Here is a 17833-nt window from a genome sequence, read left to right as displayed (position 1 = left end):
GCGACCGAGGCCGCATCTTTTTGCCTACGATATGGATTCGAACAATTCAAACTTTCAAAGGTGGTTTCTTTCACTTCCGTTAAAAATGCACGTTCTAGGTCGGTTATGAAAAGAATTGGACTTAGGGAAATTGGCTTGTTCCAGCACCCGGAACTTCCCAATGAACATAGTTTATCCGAACACGTTCTTTACCAAATCACGCATTCGGAGTGGATGGAATCTAAGGATTTATGATGGATTTGCTTTTGAAAGAAGATCGGCTCCATTTGTAAAAAGTTATATTCCATAACCCCACAAGTATTTGGCTCCGAAGATAAAAATCTGTCGGAATTACGACAAAATCCTCTGTGAAACTTAGTTCCCACAACGCGCCCCTTAAGGAAGCGTTGTGCCTGAGTGTCCCTTATTTTTGGGTGGAAGGTTCGGGAAATTTTTCTCTATCAGAAAATGATACTTTTTGCAAGTAAAAAGTATCATTCTTGTCGGAACACTTGAAAAATATCAGTTTTTGATCCTCATTATCCCAAAATCCTTTTTAATTTGTGGGGTTGGTTATGACTATATTCGAGTAGAATTTTCTATATCCCAAGCGAGAATAAATTGAAGATCGCTTTAAGGCCTCTCTATTTGATTTAGAGTGTGGAAACGAACAAAAGGACGGAAAGTAGAAGACAAAGAGGAGAATAATAAGCGGTGTCGTTTTTTGCAAATTTCGTATCTCGAATCTTTTTGAAAAAGCCGAGAAGTCGAAAATCTCCGATTGCTCTGAGTAAAAACGTCGCGGATAAAAAGTACGTTCCGTATTGAAAAACGTATCGGAAAATTCCGAATGAAACCTGTAGACCGATCGGAAATAAGGCCGCTAATAATAAAAGGATTCCTACTATTGCGGTGGCAAACCTTCCGGGTTGAAATGCCGGTTTGCCTTGTATTTCCGGAATAACCCGATTATTGGTTCCAATTTTTCCTTTCACCACCCAATAAAAATGAATTCCGGAAAGGGCGAATAAAATCAAACTGGAAGTCCAGGAGGCGATTTGAATAAAAAGCATGGGACGATTTACTGAAGGAGTTCTATCGCTGTGGCGGATTCGCGATTTTGATTTTGATACAACTTCATTAACAGACGAGCCAATTCTTTTTTTTCACCTTCGGTAAAGCCCCGATATAAATTGTTCACGATAGACCTGGAAATTCCGAGCAGCACGGGTCGAATGGAAGACGCCTTAGGAGTAAGTTCCAAATGGACGATTCTCTGATCTTCCGAATCTTTCGTTCTCGATACAAATCCCAACACTTCCAGCTTATCGACAAGAGCGGTTAATGTGGATTTGTCTCGATTGATCATCTTGGCGATTTCCTGCATTTGCGCTTTTTTCTTTTTTACGAGTGCGAACAGGATATCCGCATGAGTGGTTGTTAACGGACTTAATCCCTTTTCTTTCAATTCTAGGTTTAGATGTTTGTGAAATTCGTCTCGAATTCTCGAGATCATATAGATGATCAGTCTAGGACTCATATTTTACCTAATTTTAGAATATTTTTCTATCAGGCGAATTGATATAGATAAATCACTTCCCCTACCGCGGCCGCTTTTGCGGACCCTTCGGTTTCAAAAGTCATTTTCAGAGTCATTCTCGCTGTGCCTCTTAGGTCTTTCAGCTCTACCAACTCCGCTCTAATCCTCAATTTGCTTCCTACTTTTACCGGTTCTAAAAACCGAAGTTTTTCCATCCCATAATTAATTCCCATCTTAATATTCTTTAATTCTAATATTTGGGATAAGAGATATGGGGCCATGGATAAGGTAAGATAACCGTGTGCGATCGTCCCTCCGAAAGGGGATTCTTTTGCCGCTCGATTTGGGTCCGTGTGAATCCACTGATGGTCCAAGGTTGCGTCTGCGAATTTGTTGACCTGTTCCTGAGTTACTGTGTGATAATCGGAAACCCCGATTTCTTTTCCGGTATAGGCCTCTAATTCTGCAAAACTGGACAATACTACCTTAGCCATGCTTTTCTCCTTTTACTCCGTTTTGTTTTTTAATTTTTCCGTAAGATGTTCAAAAATTTCTGATTCTAAAATGGACAAATCGATATTATCCTGAAGGCCGCGCGCCTTTCCGGAATAGATCGCTTTCCAGACGATTTCTCCGCTATCGACATCGATTGCTTTCACCGTGACTTCTAGAATCGAATTTCCGGAAGCGGTTCCGTAATCCGTCACTTCCGCAAATACGACTACGTCGCCTTGGAGCTGTTTGGCGATTTGTATTCCTTTCTCCTCGCTGAAGGAATTGTCCGTCGCAAACGCGGATCGAAACTGTTTTTCCGCGTTGTATTTTTCTTGGATCTTCCCTCCGTATTTGAGGATAGCCATTTCTAATTTTTCATAACTTCTGGACTCTAAAAATTTCCTTTGCTCCGCGTTCTCATTTTTTATCAACCAGCTGGATCGGATCCGAACCGGAAAAATTACGTGCCGTATTTTTTTTTCCGGTGTGAAACCTTTGCGAACGAATACCGTTCCCAAGATGGAATTTTTCGAAGACGAACATTGAAGGAATACAAAAAGGAGCAGTACGTAAAAAAGACTTTTGAAAGAGGGAATGAGATTTCTCTTCCGGGAAAAATAAAATGAATCGTAAGTAATGGACAAATCGTTTTCCCTTCTTCGTTTCATTACTACCAGTTGCCAGATATATCATTTGTCTATTCGTTTTTTATCAATGAGGTTTGAGATTTTTGGCCTCGGATCGAAATCCCAATTTAGGATATTTCCAATCTATCATAAAGGGCGGACTCGGAAGAGATATATCCCGACTTCGATTTCTATTACGAAAAGATACAAACCGCAAAACTAAAAACGTTGTGCTTTTTAAAACTCCTGCAATCGTTTTCGCTTGAGAATACTTGATTTTCTTTGGGGTGGCTCTTGCTCGTTTCGATTTGGTTTTGTCTTGGAGGTTCTTGTATTTTTTATGGAGAATTTTTTCTTCTTAGGGTCGAATCTTAGATCAAGCGGAAGTGCTTCCGTTCTGGGGAATGGTGCGGAAACATTCGATCCAAAAAACAATCCGTTTGAATTTCAGGTTGACAGGTTATATACAAACGAGAGTGTAATTGATGCTATGAATCCGGTTCTAATAGTAGCATGTGGTAAACAAAATGCCAGCTTATACGATTTCAATGAATAGCGCTCCCGAACACCTTGGCCCGTTATTGATTCAATTTTTATTCGGAGTCGGATTCTCCGCTCTGATTCTTACCCTTGCCATACTCATCGGTCCGAAAAAAAAATCGAAGCCGCAAGACGCATTTGAGTGCGGAGTGCAGTATTACGGAGACGCGAGAGGATTGTTTAATATCAAGTTTTATCTGGTCGCGGTTCTTTTCATTCTCTTCGACATTGAGGCGGTCTTTTTGTTTCCTTACGCGGTCAATCTGATCGGATTCAAAAACGCTGGGCTCGGTTTTTTTCTCGTCTTCGAGATGTTTGTGTTTGTCCTGACCTTGGTTGTGGGTTTATACTATATCTGGAAGAAAGGAGCGCTGGAATGGGATTGAGTGATTTGAGTAAAGCTCCGGGTCAGGTCCTGGGAGACATGCTCCAGCTCGGAAACATCGAATCCGTGATTCAATGGGGAAGGGGCAACTCCCTTTGGCCTTTTCCCTTCGCTACCGCTTGTTGCGGAATCGAATATATGAGTACTGCCTGTTCCGATTACGACATCGCTCGTTTCGGGGCGGAACGTCCTTCGTTTTCTCCGCGTCAGGCGGACATGATTCTCGTATTGGGGACGATCACATACAAGATGGCTCCCGTTCTTCGACAGATTTACGATCAAATGGCGGAACCCAAGTTCGTCATTAGCGTCGGGGCTTGCGCTTCCTCCGGGGGAATGTTCAACACCTACGGAGTTTTGCAGGGGGTGGACCGAATTCTTCCGGTGGATATATATGTCCCCGGTTGTCCTCCCAGACCGGAAGCGATTTTAGACGCACTCGTTAAATTGCAGACGAAACTAAAAACCCAGGGACTGGAAGCGAGACGTCAGGAAGTGATGCAAAAAATCCAGGAATTGAACGAAAGAAATAAACCCCTGGTCGTACGATGAAAGAAGAAATAGAGCGTTTCCTCAAAGAAAAATTTCCGCATTTTTTGGACGTACAAGAACCGATCGTCTCCAACGTTCCGGTTTTTTATCTAAAGGCCGAAGGCATTGTTCCCGTATTGAACGCTCTTAAAAATCATCCGACACTGAATTATAATTTTCTAAACGACTTAACCGCGGTGGATTGGCTCGGAAAAAAAGAACCCCGATTCGAAGTCAATTATCTGCTTCGTTCCGGAAATAAGGCCGCGAGCAAAATTCGGATCAAGGTTCGGGTCGAAGACGGGGAATCTGTTCCCAGCGTGACTAACGTTTATAAGGGAGCCAACTGGCCGGAAAGGGAAGTATATGATCTTTTCGGAATATCCTTTATGGGTCATCCGAACCTGGATCGGATTTTGATGCCCGACAATTTTCAAGGACATCCCTTGCGGAAGGATTTTCCGTTGGAAGGATTCGGTCAGGATTATCTGATCGAGGACCTTCTTCATATCCACGTGAACGAGGATATTACCAAGGAAGGAGGGAAGAAGTAATATGATGTACGAAAAGACAGCGGAACATTTCCAACAGAAATATAAAAATCTTCCCGAAGGGCATCTTCTTGTAAACCTCGGACCTTCCCATCCGGCGACGCACGGAATTTTGCAAAACGTGATCCAGATTGACGGGGAAAGAATCGTGGAAGCCGAGTCCGTGATCGGATATGTGCATCGTTGTTTTGAAAAATTAGGAGAACGTTATACATACAATCAGTTCCTGGTCTGCACGGATCGGATGAACTACGTTTCCACTCCGCTAAACAACATCGGTTGGATTCTCGCGGTGGAAAAGATGATGCAAGTGGACGTGCCGGATCGCGTAACGTATGTGAGAATGATCATCTCCGAACTTTCCCGGATCATGGATCATATCATCTGCACGGGTATTCTCGGAGTGGATCTCGGGGCCTTTTCCGGAATGTTGCACCTTTTTCATCATCGCGAAAATATCTATCAAATTATTGAAAAACTCACCGGTGCGAGATTAACTACTACGTTTTGTAGAATCGGCGGACTCGAAAGAGATATCTATCCCGACTTCGCGAAGGAAATCAAACTCGTTTGTAAGGGACTGAAGCCCGCGATCGAGGAATTCAATAGTCTTCTTTTAAAGAATAAAATTTTTCTGGGACGCACCGAAGGAATCGGAGGAATTTCCGCCGAAAACGCGATCGCCTACGGGTTTACCGGGCCGAATCTCAGAGCCGCGGGAGTGGATTGGGACGTTCGTAAGGACGAGCCCTATCTATTGTATGATAAAGTCGACTTCGACGTTCCGGTCGGAGAGGACGGAAGCGTTCTGCACCGCAGTCTTGTGAGAATGGAAGAGATGCGTCAGTCGATCCGGATCATCGAACAGCTGATAGACGGAATCCCGACCGGACCCTGGCACGCGGATCTTCCGCATGCGTATCTTCCCGAAAAGAACAAAGTCTACAACAACATGGAAGAGTTGATCTATCACTTCAAAATCATCATGCACGGAGTCAAAGTTCCTCCGGGAGAACACTACATGGCGACGGAAGCCGCCAACGGAGAACTCGGATTTTACATCGTATCCGAAGGGGAAAAATCTCCCTGGAGAGTTCACGTTAGACGCCCTTGTTTCTGGTATTATCAATCGTTTGCGGAATTGGTTCGGGGAGGGCTTCTCGCCGATTCGGTTGCGACGATGAGTTCTTTGAACGTGATCGCGGGGGAGTTGGACTGCTGATGAGCTACAAGTTTAGCGAAGAATCCGAAAAAAGATTCCAAAAGATGTTGGAAGTGTTTCCGGACAAACGCTCTCTTGTTCTCCCTTGTTTGTATATTTTACAGAGAGAAAACGGCTTTGTGGATCAGGACGGAATGAATTATATCGCGGACCGTCTGGGAGACCCGATTTCTCTCGCGCAAGTTTACGGTGTCGCGACGTTCTATACTCTCTACAACAAAAAACCGGTGGGTAAGTATCATATTCAAATTTGCGGAACTTCGAGCTGTTATCTGCGAGGAAGCGACGAAATCGAAAAACATATTTGCAAACGTTTGGGAATTCATACGGGACAGACGACTCCGGACGGTAAGTTCACTTTGGAAGAAGTGGAATGTCTGGGCGCCTGCGGTTACGCTCCGATGGTCCAGATAGGCGATGATTTTTACGAGCAACTGACTCCCGAAAAAGTGGACCGGATTCTCGATAACCTGAACTGACAAAAGGAAACCCTTATGGCGGAAATGAAACTTCTTACGAAATACATAGACAACCCTCAGTCCGCCAAACTCGAGTTTTACGAATCGGTTCACGGATACGACGGTTTAAAAAAAGCGCTTTCGATGAAACCGGACGACATCATCGCCGAGGTGAAAAAATCCGGACTCCGAGGAAGGGGGGGCGCGGGATTTCCGACCGGACTCAAGTGGTCTTTCATTCCGAAAGACATTCCGAAACCGAAATATATCATCTGCAACGCAGACGAAGGCGAACCGGGAACATTCAAAGATCGTAAACTGATCGAGAACCTTCCGCACCAGATCATAGAAGGGATGATCATCGGAGCGAAAGCCATCGGTTCGAACAAAGGATTCTTTTACATTCGGGGAGAATTTCAAAAAGGCGCCAAAACCATGCAGAAGGCGATCGACGAAGCCTATGCGAAGGGTTATCTCGGACAAAACATTCTCGGAAGCGGATTCGACTTCGATCTGATTTTATACGAAGGCGCGGGCGCCTATATCTGCGGAGAAGAAACCGCGCTCATCAATTCTCTCGAAGGTAGGAGGGGCCATCCGAGACTCAAACCTCCTTTTCCCGCCGTTTCGGGACTGTATCGTTCTCCGACCGTGGTCAATAACGTGGAAACTTTTTCAGCGATTCCTCATATCCTAGACAAGGGAGCGGATTGGTATTCCAAGATCGGAACCGAAAAATCTCCGGGTACGAGGCTTTTCAGCGTGTCGGGTCACGTAAAACGTCCGGGCGTTTACGAAATCGAATTAGGAACTCCTTTATTAGAACTTGTGAATGATCTTTGCGGAGGAATCGTGGACGACAAACCTCTCAAGGCGATCATTCCGGGCGGATCTTCGGTTCCGATTTTGACGGCGGAAGAATGCAAAACCGCGAATATGGATTTCGAATCGATGGCGGCTCACAAGACCATGCTCGGTTCGGGAGCGGTCATCGTTCTCGCGGAAGGCGCGGACATCGTGGAAACCACGTATCGTTTTGCGAGATTCTACGCCCACGAATCCTGCGGTCAATGTACTCCTTGCCGCGAAGGAACTCACTGGGTTCGGGACATTCTTTATAAAATCCGAGAAGGAGAAGGAACGACCAAGGACATCGAATTGATTCTTTCTCTTTCCAGAAATATGGAAGGCGGAACTACGATCTGTCCTCTTTCCGACGCTTGTGTGGGAGCGGTGCGCCCCGCGATCCAAAAGTTTCGCGCCGAGTTTGACGCAAGATTGAAAGAAAAACCGACGCCCGTTCCCGATCATCCGAGAAGAAGAAAGGAAGATAGAGTCGGCGAAGCGGCGGGAGGACAAAGAACTCCATGAACTGGAACGAAATTCTATTTTGGCTTTTGAAAAGCGGACTTTTCTTTTTTATTTTGATCACCGCCTGCGCGTATTATACGCTCGCGGAAAGAAAGGTGGCAGGTTTTATCCAGGATCGGAAGGGTCCGAATCGCGCCGGGATTTGGGGTCTTTTACAACCTCTTGCGGACGGAATTAAGTTTTTAACCAAAGAGGAAGTGTTTCCGACTCAAGTGAACAAGGTCATGTATTTGATCGCTCCCGCAATTTCCATGACCTGCGCGATCATGGCCTGGTCCGTGGTTCCCTTGGGCGGTCAGATTCCTCTTCCACAATGGCTTCAAGATAAGACCGGTCTTACTTTTTTGGATTTGCAGATTGCTAACCCGGATACCGGAATTTTATTTTTGTTTGCGATTTCTTCCCTTGCGGTTTACGGGATTATCATCGCGGGTTGGGCGAGTAACAACAAATATTCGTTGTTAGGCGCGATCCGCTCCACGGCGCAGATGATTAGCTACGAACTTCCTCTTTCTATGAGCGTGGTTTCCATCGTCATTCTTACCGGCTCTTTGAAACTTTCGGATATCAGCGCGTCACAAGCCGGACTTTGGAACATCTTTAAACTTCCGGGATTCATCGCGTTTTGTCTGTTTGTGGTCGCTATGTTCGCCGAAACGAACCGTCTTCCTTTCGACTTGGCCGAAGCGGAGTCGGAACTCGTTGTCGGGTTTCACACGGAATACGGTGCGTTTAAGTTCGCATTATTTTTTATCGCGGAATACATGAACATGATTACGATGAGTTGTGTGGTGACACTTCTATTTTTCGGAGGTTATCAGGTTCCGTTCGGAATTTTAGAAGGACACGTATTACAGCCGTTATTCGGACTTTTTTTCTTTTTGGGCAAGGTGTTGTTTTTCGCCTTCTTGTTTATGTGGGTGAGATGGACTCTTCCCCGTTTTCGTTACGATCAGCTTATGTCCCTCGGATGGAAAAAACTCATTCCTTGGGCGGTTTTGAATATTCTGATCGCAAGCCTCTATATACAATTTTAAGAATATAAGAAATATGCCATTTACAGAACAACCTCAGCTACTTCTGTTTTTTTTGTTCGCTTCGGTGATGATACTCAGTTCTCTCGGAGTGATCTTTCATCCGAACGCGATCACCGCCGCGGTTCTGCTCGTATTGAGTTTTTTCTCGCTCGCCGCGATCTACGCCGTGATGAACGCGGTTTTTATCGCCACGATGCAGCTTCTCGTGTATGCGGGGGCGATCATGGTTTTGGTCGTGTTCGTATTGATGCTTTTGTCTCTCCGAGACGACGCCCCCCAGTTTTTCATCTTTGAAAAACCAATTAAGAAATTGTTATATTTGGGATTAGTAATGTTCCTCGGAATCCTACTCGTGACGGCGGTTCAGGACGGAATTCCGTCGGAAAGTTCTCCGAGAATCGGATATACGAAAACTCAGGACGGAAGATCTGTGGATTATTCTTTTGCGATCCATCCTCGGCGGCTGGAGTATAAGGAATCTGAGGAGTATAAAAGTAAAGGATTATCGATCAGGCCTCCTTCACTGGTGAAAGCCGAGGGAAACACCGCGGTGGTCGGAAGCGCTATGTTTTTACGATATCTTCTCCCTTTTGAACTGATCTCCGTATTGCTGCTCGCCGCCGTTTTAGGCGCAGTCGTGCTCGGAAAAAAGAATTTGGGAAAAGAAACGGAAGGAGGAAAGTTATGAGCCTCTGGATCTCCGGAATTCCGATGCACTACTTTTTGATTCTTGCGATGATCATCTTTACGATCGGAGTCGCGGGAGTGATGGTACGCAGAAGCGCGGTTTTGATCTTTATGTCGGTGGAGTTGATCCTGAATTCGGTGAATCTAGTCTTTGTGACGTTTTCGAAGGCGCTCCATCAAGTCGACGGAGAAGTGGTGGTGTTTTTCGTGATGGCGATCGCGGCCGCCGAAGCGGCGATCGGACTTGCGATCGTAATCGCGATTCATAGGATCAAAAAGACGAGCTACGTTGACGAAATGAATCTGATGAAATGGTAGGAATAGAAAACATGGAAATTGCAAATCTTATTCCTGCGTTAGTCGCTCTTCCGTTGATTGGATTTTTGATCTCCGGTATTTTCGGCAAATGGCTGAAAGGATTTACCGGAATCGTTTCGACGGGAGTCGTGTTCTTGTCCTTCGCGTTGGCCTTGTTGTCTTTTGTTCAGTTTCATCCGATGGAGCGTACGATTCCGGAAATCGTAACGGTGCTGCCTTGGATTGAAACGGGGGATCTAAACGTATCTATAGCGTATCAAGTCGATCAACTTTCCCTCTATATGGTTTTGATCATCACCGGAATCGGGGCGCTCATCCATCTTTACAGCATCGGTTATATGAAGGACGATCCTGGGTTTGCGCGTTACTTTGCGTATTTAAATCTGTTTATTTTCGCGATGCTCAATCTGGTACTTGCAGAAAACTTAATTCTTCTTTTCTTAGGATGGGAGGGAGTGGGGCTTTGTTCGTATCTGTTGATCGGCTTTGATTATCACAAAGAAACGGCCGCCAACGCGGGTATGAAAGCATTTATCGTAAACCGAATCGGAGATTTGGGAATGCTTCTCGGAATTGCACTCGTGTTCTGGTATACGGGAAGCGTTTCTTTTACGCAAATCACGGAATCGATTCGGGAAATACATTCTTTTCGTTATATACTGCCGTTAGCGGCGGTTTGTTTTTTTATCGGAGCGATCGGAAAGTCGGCGCAGCTTCCGTTACACGTTTGGCTTCCGGACGCGATGGCGGGACCGACTCCAGTCTCCGCGTTGATCCACGCGGCGACGATGGTGACCGCGGGAATCTTTTTGATCGCAAGACTCAATCCGATCTTTACTTTGGCTTCGCAGGTAGGACATTGGATCGTGGTTATAGGATCCGTGACAGCGTTCTTTGCGGCGACGATCGGACTTTTTCAAAATGATATCAAGAAAGTCTTGGCGTATTCCACCGTATCTCAGTTGGGATATATGTTCGTCGCGATGGGAGCGGGCGCTTACGTCGCGGGGCTCTTTCACTTGATGACGCACGCGTTTTTTAAGGCGCTTCTCTTTTTGGGGTCCGGATCCGTGATTTATGCGCTTCATCACGAACAGGATCTCCGCAATATGGGCGGACTCAAAAACCAGATGAAGATCACTTGGTTGACGTTCCTCGTCGGGTCGTTCGCGATTTCAGGAATTCCCCCTTTTAGCGGATTCTTTTCCAAAGATCTAATATTAGAAAAGAGTTATGCTTACGGAGCTCTTTTTTACGGACTCGGAATCGTAACCGCGCTTTTAACCGCGTTCTACATGTTTCGCATGACGTATCTCGCGTTCTATGGAGAATCTCGAGTGTCTTCCCACAAGGAGTCGCACTTGCGCGAATCTCCGCTCGTGATGACGATTCCTCTTGTGATTTTATCGATAGGCGCAGCGGTTGCCGGATTTTTGGAAGTGCCTCATTTTCTTTTCGGAGGCGTCGACATACTCACTCGATACTTCGATCCCGTTATCGTCCCCGTAACAGAAATCTCGAGGGCGATTACCAATGGCTCCTCCGTAGACGGTCACGAAACTTCCGCTTCGATCGAGTTGATCTTGGTCGCGGTGTCGGTTGCTGTCGCGATCTCCGGAATCTTTATCGCGAGAACGATTTTTTTAACCGGAAAAAGGCTACCCGAAGCAGAAGAATCGCACACGGGCGTGAAAAGAATCTTTTCGCAGAAATACTACATCGACGAGTTTTACAAAAACTTTATCGCGGATCCGATTTTACTGCTCGGAAAATTTTTAGCTGACCATGTGGAAAGAAATTTCTTGGATTTGATACTGAGAGGTACGGGAAGGTTTGCGGTTGCGATCTCACTGGTTTTAAGACGGGTTCAAACGGGAATTGTAGTCGATTACGCGATTTTGATCGTGCTCGGAACGGTAGTCATTCTTTCCTTTTTTCTAATGAGGGGGCTGTAACTTGGATTTCCCGCCGTATATACTGAGTATCTTTTTATTTCTGCCTCTGATCGGAGTTCCGTTTTTATTTTTGTCCAATCGGGTGGGTTGGCTGAGATTGATTTCCGGATCGTTTACTCTCGTTCCGTTTTTAATCATAGTAGGATTGTATTTTAAATACGATCCTTCCAACTCCGCGCTTCAATTCGTGGATCGTATCTGGGGAATCGTGGTTTCCGGAAATCTGAGAGTGGACTATCATATCGGACTCGACGGATTCAGTCTTCTGCTCTGCGGAATGTCCTCTTTGCTTTTCTTTCTTTCGACTCTCGCCACCTGGTCGAGCATCACGAATCGTATTCGCGAATTTTATGTTTATCTAATGATCGTGGAGATGAGCGTTCACGGCGTATTCCTGTCCGGAAACCTCGTGTTGTTTTACATCTTCTGGGAAGCGATGGTTTCTCCCATGGTATTGATGGTCGGAATTTGGGGGGAGGATCAGCGGGTCAAGGCGGCGATCAAGTATTTGATTTTTTCGTTTACAGGATCGGTGTTGATGCTTGCGGGAATTCTAATATTGTATTTTAAAACGGGAACGATCGTGATCGAAGACCTTTCGACCGGACTTCTTCCCGAAATTCCAAAGAACATCCGCTTGTTTATGTTCTTTGCGTTCGTGCTCGCGTTTGCGATCAAGGTGCCTTTGTTTCCTCTTCATACCTGGATGCCCGACGTTCACTCTCAGGCGCCTACGGTCGGTTCGGTGGATCTTTCCGGGATTTTATTGAAAATCGGATTATACGGATTTGTTCGACTTGCGATTCCGCTGTTCCCCGAAGAAATGTTGGAATACAGAGAACTACTCGGGGGGCTTTGTATCGCCGGAATCATCTACGGAGCCGTGATCGCGATGGCTCAGGAAAACTCGAAACGAGTCGTAGCGTTCTCTTCTCTTTCTCACATGAGTTTTTGTATGCTCGGAATCTTGAGTTTTACCGAGGAAGGGATGGCCGGTGGAATGTTGCAGATGCTCAACCACGGGTTCACCGCGGGGATGCTCTTCTTTATGCTTGGAATGTTGCATGAAAGGATCGGAAATAACGATATTGCGAAAGCCGGAGGATTGTCCAAATTGCTGCCGGTATTTTCTGTTTTTTTTGCGATCGCGATTTTTTCTTCCTTGGGAGTTCCCGGAACCAACAGTTTTATCGGGGAATTTCTGATCATCCTCGGAAGTATCAAAGCCAACGTCGTCTACGGAGCGTTAGCCGCAACCGGAGTCGTGTTCGCCGCGGGTTATCTATTGTTGTTCGCAAAACGAATGCTTTTCGGAGAACCCACAAAAAATCTGATCGATCATCACGATCTCAGCCTGAAAGAATGGATCATTTTGATTCCAACCGTCGTAATGATTTTTTGGATCGGAATCTATCCGAAACCGTTTTTGAAAGTATTGGAACCTTCCGTCAAAGTCGCATTAAATTCCGTCTCTGCGAAGGTGATCCAAGATCGTACCGCGAGTTCGTTTAAGGAAACGGATCTGAACGGAAAAACCGTGGATAATGCAAGAAAATACGTATCGTACCGATCGCTCGGTGAAGAGCCGGGCTGTTACGAAGAACGCCTGAAGGAATTTCCGAGTAAATACGCGTTACCCGCGTCGACCCGCAAATATCCGATCAATAATTCTGTGCAGAGCGACAATCATCCGCGTTGCTCGGCATTGATCCGAAAAGAAAAAGAAACCTCTCCCGAGGGAGATGATGAGGCTCTGAAATGAATTCTATCCCGGACGGTTTCGATTTATTTTCTATTCTTCCCGCGTTGATTTTAGCGGGCGGAGGAGTGTTTTTGATTTGCCTTTCCGTACTTTTTAAAACGAAAGAATTTCTAATCGTACGGTATGTGTCCGGACTGGTTCTCCTTGTCGCGTTCGCGAGCGTGTTTTACGTCGCCAAGTTTCAATATCCCGGAAACGGAGGAACTTATTTCGGCGGTCAGATCGAAAATTCCGTATTGTCTTTTTGGTTAAATCTAATTTATCTTTCGATGGCCATTGGAACCGCGGCAGTAGCCCCTAGAATATTAAAGAATCATAAAGTGGAATTTCCTGAGTTCTATCCTTTGTTGTTGTTTGCGACCTGCGGAATGATGCTGATGACCGCGGGACAGGATTTTATTCTCGTTTTCGTCGCTCTCGAACTTATGAGCATTTGCTTATACATTTTGATCGGAATGGCTAGAAGCGATCTATTTTCCTTGGAAGCGACCTTGAAGTATTTTCTTTTGGGAAGTTTTTCTTCGGGTTTTATGCTGATGGGAATTGCGTTCCTATTCGGAGGAAGCGGTTCGACGAATATCACAGCGGCGTTAAAGCCGTTGGTGATCGCGGGGTATCAGGGAAACTTTGCAAAGATCGGACTCGTTTTGTTTATCACGGGAGTTGCGTTTAAGATTGCGCTCTTTCCGTATCACGCATGGACTCCGGACGCATACGAAGGCGCTTTAACTCCGGTAACGGGTTATATGTCCACCGCGGCCAAAGCTGCGTCGATCGGACTCCTTCTCGTACTTTATACAAAACTTCCTCTGTCTCTCGAAGACAGCACTTGGGCGTGGTTGCCCGGAATTCTCGCGTTGTTGTCGATGGTCTACGGAAACCTGCTCGCATTAAAACAGGAAAATTTAAAACGAATGCTCGCGTATTCTTCGATCGCGCACGCGGGTTACATTGTCGCCGGGATTTCCGCCGGAATCAAAGAAGAAGTGTTATTCTATCTCATGATATATTCTTTTATGAGTTTGGGGGCGTTCGCTATTTTGGCGTATTTGGAAGATGGAACGAGACAAGTAACTTTTTTTTCCGTTCAGTCCTTGTCGGGAGTAAAACCTTTTACGGCGATCGCGATCAACATTTTCTTTATGTCTTTGGCGGGAGTTCCGCCGTTTGGGGGATTTTGGGCGAAGTTGTTTCTCTTTCAAAAGATTGCCGAGTCGGAACATCTGATGAATCGCATCCTACTGATAGGAGGTGTGACAAATTCCGCGCTTGCCCTTTATTATTATTTGCGTATCGGAATCGCCACTTTTATGAGCAGTGACGAGGGAGAAATCTCCCGTAATCATGCGGCTCCTCATAGCATCGGAGTTACGATAGTTGTTTTGATTTGTCTCTTTATGGTCGTGTTCGGTTGGTTTTTGCTTGTTCCTGGAAATTTACTCGCGATCGGCGCGCTTCAATATCTGAGTTATTGAAAACTTCTACTTCCCGAATCGATTGGATAAAAGATTCGAGCGCCTCCTTCCGATGAATCGGAAGGACCGCGCTCTTCCGCGACTTACGCTTCGCTTCGGCCGCAAGCGGCCGCGTTCCGCGTCGTTCCGATCGCTGGCGCGGGAAAATCAAGATTCTTGTTTTTAAAGTTGAACGTCGTAGAGAAATATATGACCGGTTTTTTGGTTTTCATAATAAACGGAACCCTGGCCGTGTTCCGTATTGGAAATTAGAACTTTATAATATTTGGGAGGTCTAAACCACTTGGGCGCGTTTTCGGAGGGTAGGCCCCCATCCGGTTTGACTTCGATCAGATGATTCAGCCGTTTGAATTCCTCTCTCCAAGGAAGAGGGGCTTTCAGTTCTAAAAACAAAATGTGTTCGTGGCTCCAGTGCGCGGATTCCCAATATTTACCGTGAATGAGTTCCAAATCATTCGGCATCGTTCGATCCCTGACCAATAGAGATAGGCCGCGGCCGGGTCCTCCGTATTCTTTTCCTCGCAACCGTATACGAAAAGTTTCAGAACGATCAGCAAAAGTGCGATCCGGGATTTGATTTTTCGAATCCAAGATTTGATTCTTGTCCACATAAGAAATTGGTCCTTTTTCTAAAACGAACCGCCGGATTTTAGATCACATTTTGTGATTGAGAAAGTAGAGCCAGAGAATCGCGGCCCAAAGCCAGAGAATAGGAATATACAAAAAATATAATATTATATTGGGCCATCCTTTTTCCCCAAGGATATGAAATAGGATTGCCCCGAAAATAAAACCGAGCGGCCATAATATACCCACGAGGATCGTAGTCGGCCAAACCCAATCTCCGGATAACGAATCCGGATGCGGAAATAAGGATTTCGAGATGGGAAAAACCAGATAATAGAGTCCTAATCCCATCGTTCCTATGCTGAAAAATCCTAGGAATGATAGAATGATACAGATGATAACGCTGAATTTTGCGTTCGGAGTTAGGGATTGCCACATACGACCTGATTAATTCGATTGATTGATTTGGGAAAGATAAATTTATCAATCAAAGAGTTTAAATTCGTTCCTGTTTTATGAGGAATCGGATTTTTTCAATTTTTACGTTAAGAACCGCGATGAAAAAATATAGAGTTTTGACCATTCTGACGATTGCGATGTTGTCCTTTGAACTGCAACCGAAAAAAGCCACCTCCTTCTCTTTGATACCCTGAAATTGCGGATCATCGTGAAAGGTATGGATGAGAAATTCGTGACGTATCGGATGTTGAAATAGGAAATTGGATCCCGCAAATATTTCTTGAAAGGTAAGAATCGATTTCAAATATTCTAAAATTTTAAAGTATTATTTTGACAAAGAGAAATTACTACTCGAACGCACGAATAGAATACTATGACAAACTTATTTCGAAAATTAGAATCTTCCTTTAAAAAGTCGGGATTTCCCGATTTGACTTAATTTTTGAGAACCGCTGTACTTTTGCAAAACCGACCGCTTATTTTCGAGTATCATTTTCAAGCGTCCGAGTAGTAGAATGAACAACGAAATAAAGCTCATCTTCGTTATAAATCCACACTTAAAGAAAGGAAACGAATGAAGAGTCCGAACGAAGTTATGAAAAAATAATCGGACATGGTTTTATAATTGTTCTGACCGAGATCATTGTTTTTGAATTACTTTGCAAATGCGTAACGTATCTGTCTGAAATCACGAAAGTACCGAAGTGAAATTGAGGTCCAAATTCCAATGGACATTCTGTTGTTGGGCGCGCGCTCTTTGAAAACGAAAGCTTTTTGTCCGTTAAAACAAAAGGGCAGAATAAAAAAAATCAACGAGGATTGTAAAACGACGCAGATAATGAGACACACCAATTTTAAGAGGTTGTCAGTCACGGCCGTTTCAAAGAGCCTGTGATTTTGGCTGATGTTTAAAAAATCCAATCATACATTCAAACTCGGGGGAAAAGGTGAACATAGAAATCGGAAAAGGATTGAACGGTCTTTATTTCGGAATGTCCAAGGACGAAGTCAAATCGAAACTTGGAGAACCCGACGAGATTTACGAATACGACTATGAAGGTTTTCTCTCCACCGGATATGAATATTTTTCGGAAGAAGCCGAATATGAGTTCGATAAGGAGGAAGGGGATCGATTGTATTCGATTACGATTTCAAATCCTTCGATTCGACTTTTTGGAAAACCGATTATTGGAGAATCCATTGAAACGATTCGTGATCTTTTGAGTGAAAACGGGATCGACGATTTTGAAGAAGACGACGGAGAACACGATCACGAAGATCATGACCATCACGGCGAAATACACGGTGTTACCGCTTTCTCCGATAAACTCAATTCGGTTTTTCAATTTGAAGAGAATGAATTGGTCTTTTTTGGATTCAGTCCTCTCTTTAAAGACGATACGATTGATTGGCCTGAATACTAAGAGCTTGCTCTTCTTAATCTCTACATAATAGAGTGTCCAAAATTCTGCGTCTAAACGCGGATTTGTGTTCAAATTAACGGTATTCTATTTTATAAGGATTAATAATCTCATCGAACGGCGCCCGTAGGAAGCCCACAAATTAAGAAGACTTTTAGGATAATAAGGATCAAAAACGCTCATTTTTCAAGTGTTCCGACAAGAATAAGGTTTTTTACTTGCAAAAAGTATGATTTTCTGATAGAGAAAAATCTCCCAAACCTTTCCATCCCACCCAAAAATAAGGGAAACTCAGACACAACGCTTCCTAAACTCAGTAAACACCTCCCTATGGGTCGGCGTTTAGGTCGCGTTGAAGGAAACTCAACACAATGCTTCGTCGCGTTGTGGGAACTAAGTTTGACGGGGGATTTTGTCGGAATTCCGACAGATTTATCTTCGGGTCCAATGTGTG

At 44.8% G+C, this 17833-nt stretch carries 20 protein-coding genes and 1 pseudogene (1 of these 21 only partly in view); 14 read left to right on the top strand and 7 right to left on the bottom strand.

All coding sequences use genetic code 11. From position 1 onward, the window contains the following. Positions 1-234, top strand: partial view of a GNAT family N-acetyltransferase gene (locus FHG67_RS15995; RefSeq protein ID WP_036074925.1) — the final stretch only. It extends 318 nt beyond the left edge of the window; only the last 234 of its 552 coding nucleotides appear in the window; its start codon lies beyond the left edge, outside the window; the stop codon is at positions 232-234. Between the two features lie 398 nt (positions 235-632). On the opposite strand, the gene FHG67_RS15990 is transcribed toward FHG67_RS15995, so the two are convergent. The 4 genes from FHG67_RS15990 to FHG67_RS15975 are packed head-to-tail and all read right to left on the bottom strand — an operon-like array spanning position 633 to position 2682. Then, on the bottom strand, positions 633-1052 hold the full coding sequence (locus FHG67_RS15990) for a DUF3995 domain-containing protein (protein WP_004496945.1): 420 nt from the start codon (positions 1050-1052) through the stop codon (positions 633-635). A gap of 8 nt (positions 1053-1060) precedes the next feature. Next, on the bottom strand, positions 1061-1519 hold the full coding sequence (locus FHG67_RS15985) for a MarR family winged helix-turn-helix transcriptional regulator (RefSeq protein WP_004496893.1): 459 nt from the start codon (positions 1517-1519) through the stop codon (positions 1061-1063). Positions 1520-1548: 29 nt separating this feature from the next. Continuing rightward, a complete protein-coding gene (locus FHG67_RS15980) occupies positions 1549-2013 on the bottom strand; it encodes a MaoC family dehydratase (RefSeq protein ID WP_002630740.1) in 465 nt (154 codons plus the stop codon). Positions 2014-2025: 12 nt separating this feature from the next. Beyond that, positions 2026-2682 carry a hypothetical protein gene (locus FHG67_RS15975; RefSeq protein WP_004498961.1) on the bottom strand — a complete coding sequence of 219 codons (657 nt, stop codon included), beginning with the start codon at positions 2680-2682 and terminating at the stop codon, positions 2026-2028. A gap of 506 nt (positions 2683-3188) precedes the next feature. Between FHG67_RS15975 and FHG67_RS15965 the strand changes: the two genes are divergently transcribed. Genes FHG67_RS15965 through FHG67_RS15910 form a run of 12 tightly spaced genes read left to right on the top strand, consistent with a single transcriptional unit; the run spans position 3189 to position 14932 of the window. Continuing rightward, complete coding sequence (locus FHG67_RS15965) at positions 3189-3566, top strand: NADH-quinone oxidoreductase subunit A (RefSeq protein WP_016759500.1); 378 nt, start codon at positions 3189-3191, stop codon at positions 3564-3566. Then, positions 3557-4117 (top strand): NADH-quinone oxidoreductase subunit B, encoded by a 561-nt coding sequence (locus FHG67_RS15960; protein WP_002630731.1) that lies wholly within the window; start codon positions 3557-3559, stop codon positions 4115-4117. The genes FHG67_RS15965 and FHG67_RS15960 overlap by 10 nt, the downstream gene beginning before the upstream one ends. Beyond that, positions 4114-4650, top strand: a complete 537-nt coding sequence (locus FHG67_RS15955) for an NADH-quinone oxidoreductase subunit C (protein ID WP_004498998.1) — start codon at positions 4114-4116, stop codon at positions 4648-4650. The genes FHG67_RS15960 and FHG67_RS15955 overlap by 4 nt, the downstream gene beginning before the upstream one ends. 1 nt (position 4651) lies before the next feature. Then, entirely contained in the window at positions 4652-5869 is a 1218-nt protein-coding gene (gene nuoD / locus FHG67_RS15950; protein WP_004501106.1) for an NADH dehydrogenase (quinone) subunit D, read from the top strand. Then, on the top strand, positions 5869-6348 hold the full coding sequence (gene nuoE / locus FHG67_RS15945) for an NADH-quinone oxidoreductase subunit NuoE (RefSeq protein ID WP_002630728.1): 480 nt from the start codon (positions 5869-5871) through the stop codon (positions 6346-6348). The genes nuoD and nuoE overlap by 1 nt, the downstream gene beginning before the upstream one ends. A 15-nt stretch (positions 6349-6363) precedes the next feature. Then, positions 6364-7698, top strand: coding sequence for an NADH-quinone oxidoreductase subunit NuoF (gene nuoF / locus FHG67_RS15940; protein ID WP_004498975.1), 1335 nt, complete (start codon positions 6364-6366; stop codon positions 7696-7698). Beyond that, the gene (nuoH, locus tag FHG67_RS15935; protein ID WP_004496871.1) at positions 7695-8735 is read left to right on the top strand and encodes an NADH-quinone oxidoreductase subunit NuoH; all 1041 of its coding nucleotides are present in this window, start codon (positions 7695-7697) and stop codon (positions 8733-8735) included. Before nuoF ends, nuoH begins: the two co-directional genes overlap by 4 nt. Before the next feature lie 13 nt (positions 8736-8748). Next, positions 8749-9423: an NADH-quinone oxidoreductase subunit J family protein gene (locus FHG67_RS15930; RefSeq protein ID WP_004499004.1), complete on the top strand. Its 675-nt coding sequence runs from the start codon at positions 8749-8751 to the stop codon at positions 9421-9423. Then, a complete protein-coding gene (nuoK, locus tag FHG67_RS15925) occupies positions 9420-9740 on the top strand; it encodes an NADH-quinone oxidoreductase subunit NuoK (protein WP_004496870.1) in 321 nt (106 codons plus the stop codon). The genes FHG67_RS15930 and nuoK overlap by 4 nt, the downstream gene beginning before the upstream one ends. An 11-nt stretch (positions 9741-9751) precedes the next feature. Further along, on the top strand, positions 9752-11695 hold the full coding sequence (nuoL, locus tag FHG67_RS15920) for an NADH-quinone oxidoreductase subunit L (protein WP_004501102.1): 1944 nt from the start codon (positions 9752-9754) through the stop codon (positions 11693-11695). A 1-nt stretch (position 11696) separates the two neighbouring features. Beyond that, on the top strand, positions 11697-13457 hold the full coding sequence (locus tag FHG67_RS15915) for an NADH-quinone oxidoreductase subunit M (RefSeq protein WP_004496902.1): 1761 nt from the start codon (positions 11697-11699) through the stop codon (positions 13455-13457). Next, positions 13454-14932, top strand: coding sequence for an NADH-quinone oxidoreductase subunit N (locus tag FHG67_RS15910; RefSeq protein WP_004497016.1), 1479 nt, complete (start codon positions 13454-13456; stop codon positions 14930-14932). Before FHG67_RS15915 ends, FHG67_RS15910 begins: the two co-directional genes overlap by 4 nt. Before the next feature lie 162 nt (positions 14933-15094). Here the strand turns inward: FHG67_RS15910 and FHG67_RS15905 are convergent. From FHG67_RS15905 to FHG67_RS15895, 3 genes and pseudogenes are all read right to left on the bottom strand, one after another. After that, positions 15095-15543 (bottom strand): annotated as a pseudogene (locus FHG67_RS15905) (hypothetical protein). A gap of 43 nt (positions 15544-15586) precedes the next feature. Further along, the gene (locus FHG67_RS15900; protein ID WP_004498989.1) at positions 15587-15937 is read right to left on the bottom strand and encodes a hypothetical protein; all 351 of its coding nucleotides are present in this window, start codon (positions 15935-15937) and stop codon (positions 15587-15589) included. Positions 15938-15995: 58 nt separating this feature from the next. Then, positions 15996-16262: a hypothetical protein gene (locus FHG67_RS15895; protein ID WP_004498965.1), complete on the bottom strand. Its 267-nt coding sequence runs from the start codon at positions 16260-16262 to the stop codon at positions 15996-15998. A gap of 643 nt (positions 16263-16905) precedes the next feature. On the opposite strand from FHG67_RS15895, the gene FHG67_RS15890 reads away from it, so the two are divergent. Beyond that, positions 16906-17382: a hypothetical protein gene (locus tag FHG67_RS15890; protein ID WP_004496796.1), complete on the top strand. Its 477-nt coding sequence runs from the start codon at positions 16906-16908 to the stop codon at positions 17380-17382. The last annotated feature ends 451 nt before the right edge of the window (positions 17383-17833 follow it).

This window comes from Leptospira weilii, from assembly GCF_006874765.1.
Classification (GTDB): Bacteria; Spirochaetota; Leptospiria; order Leptospirales; family Leptospiraceae; genus Leptospira; species Leptospira weilii.
This window is presented reverse-complemented; position numbering and strand designations above follow the sequence as displayed.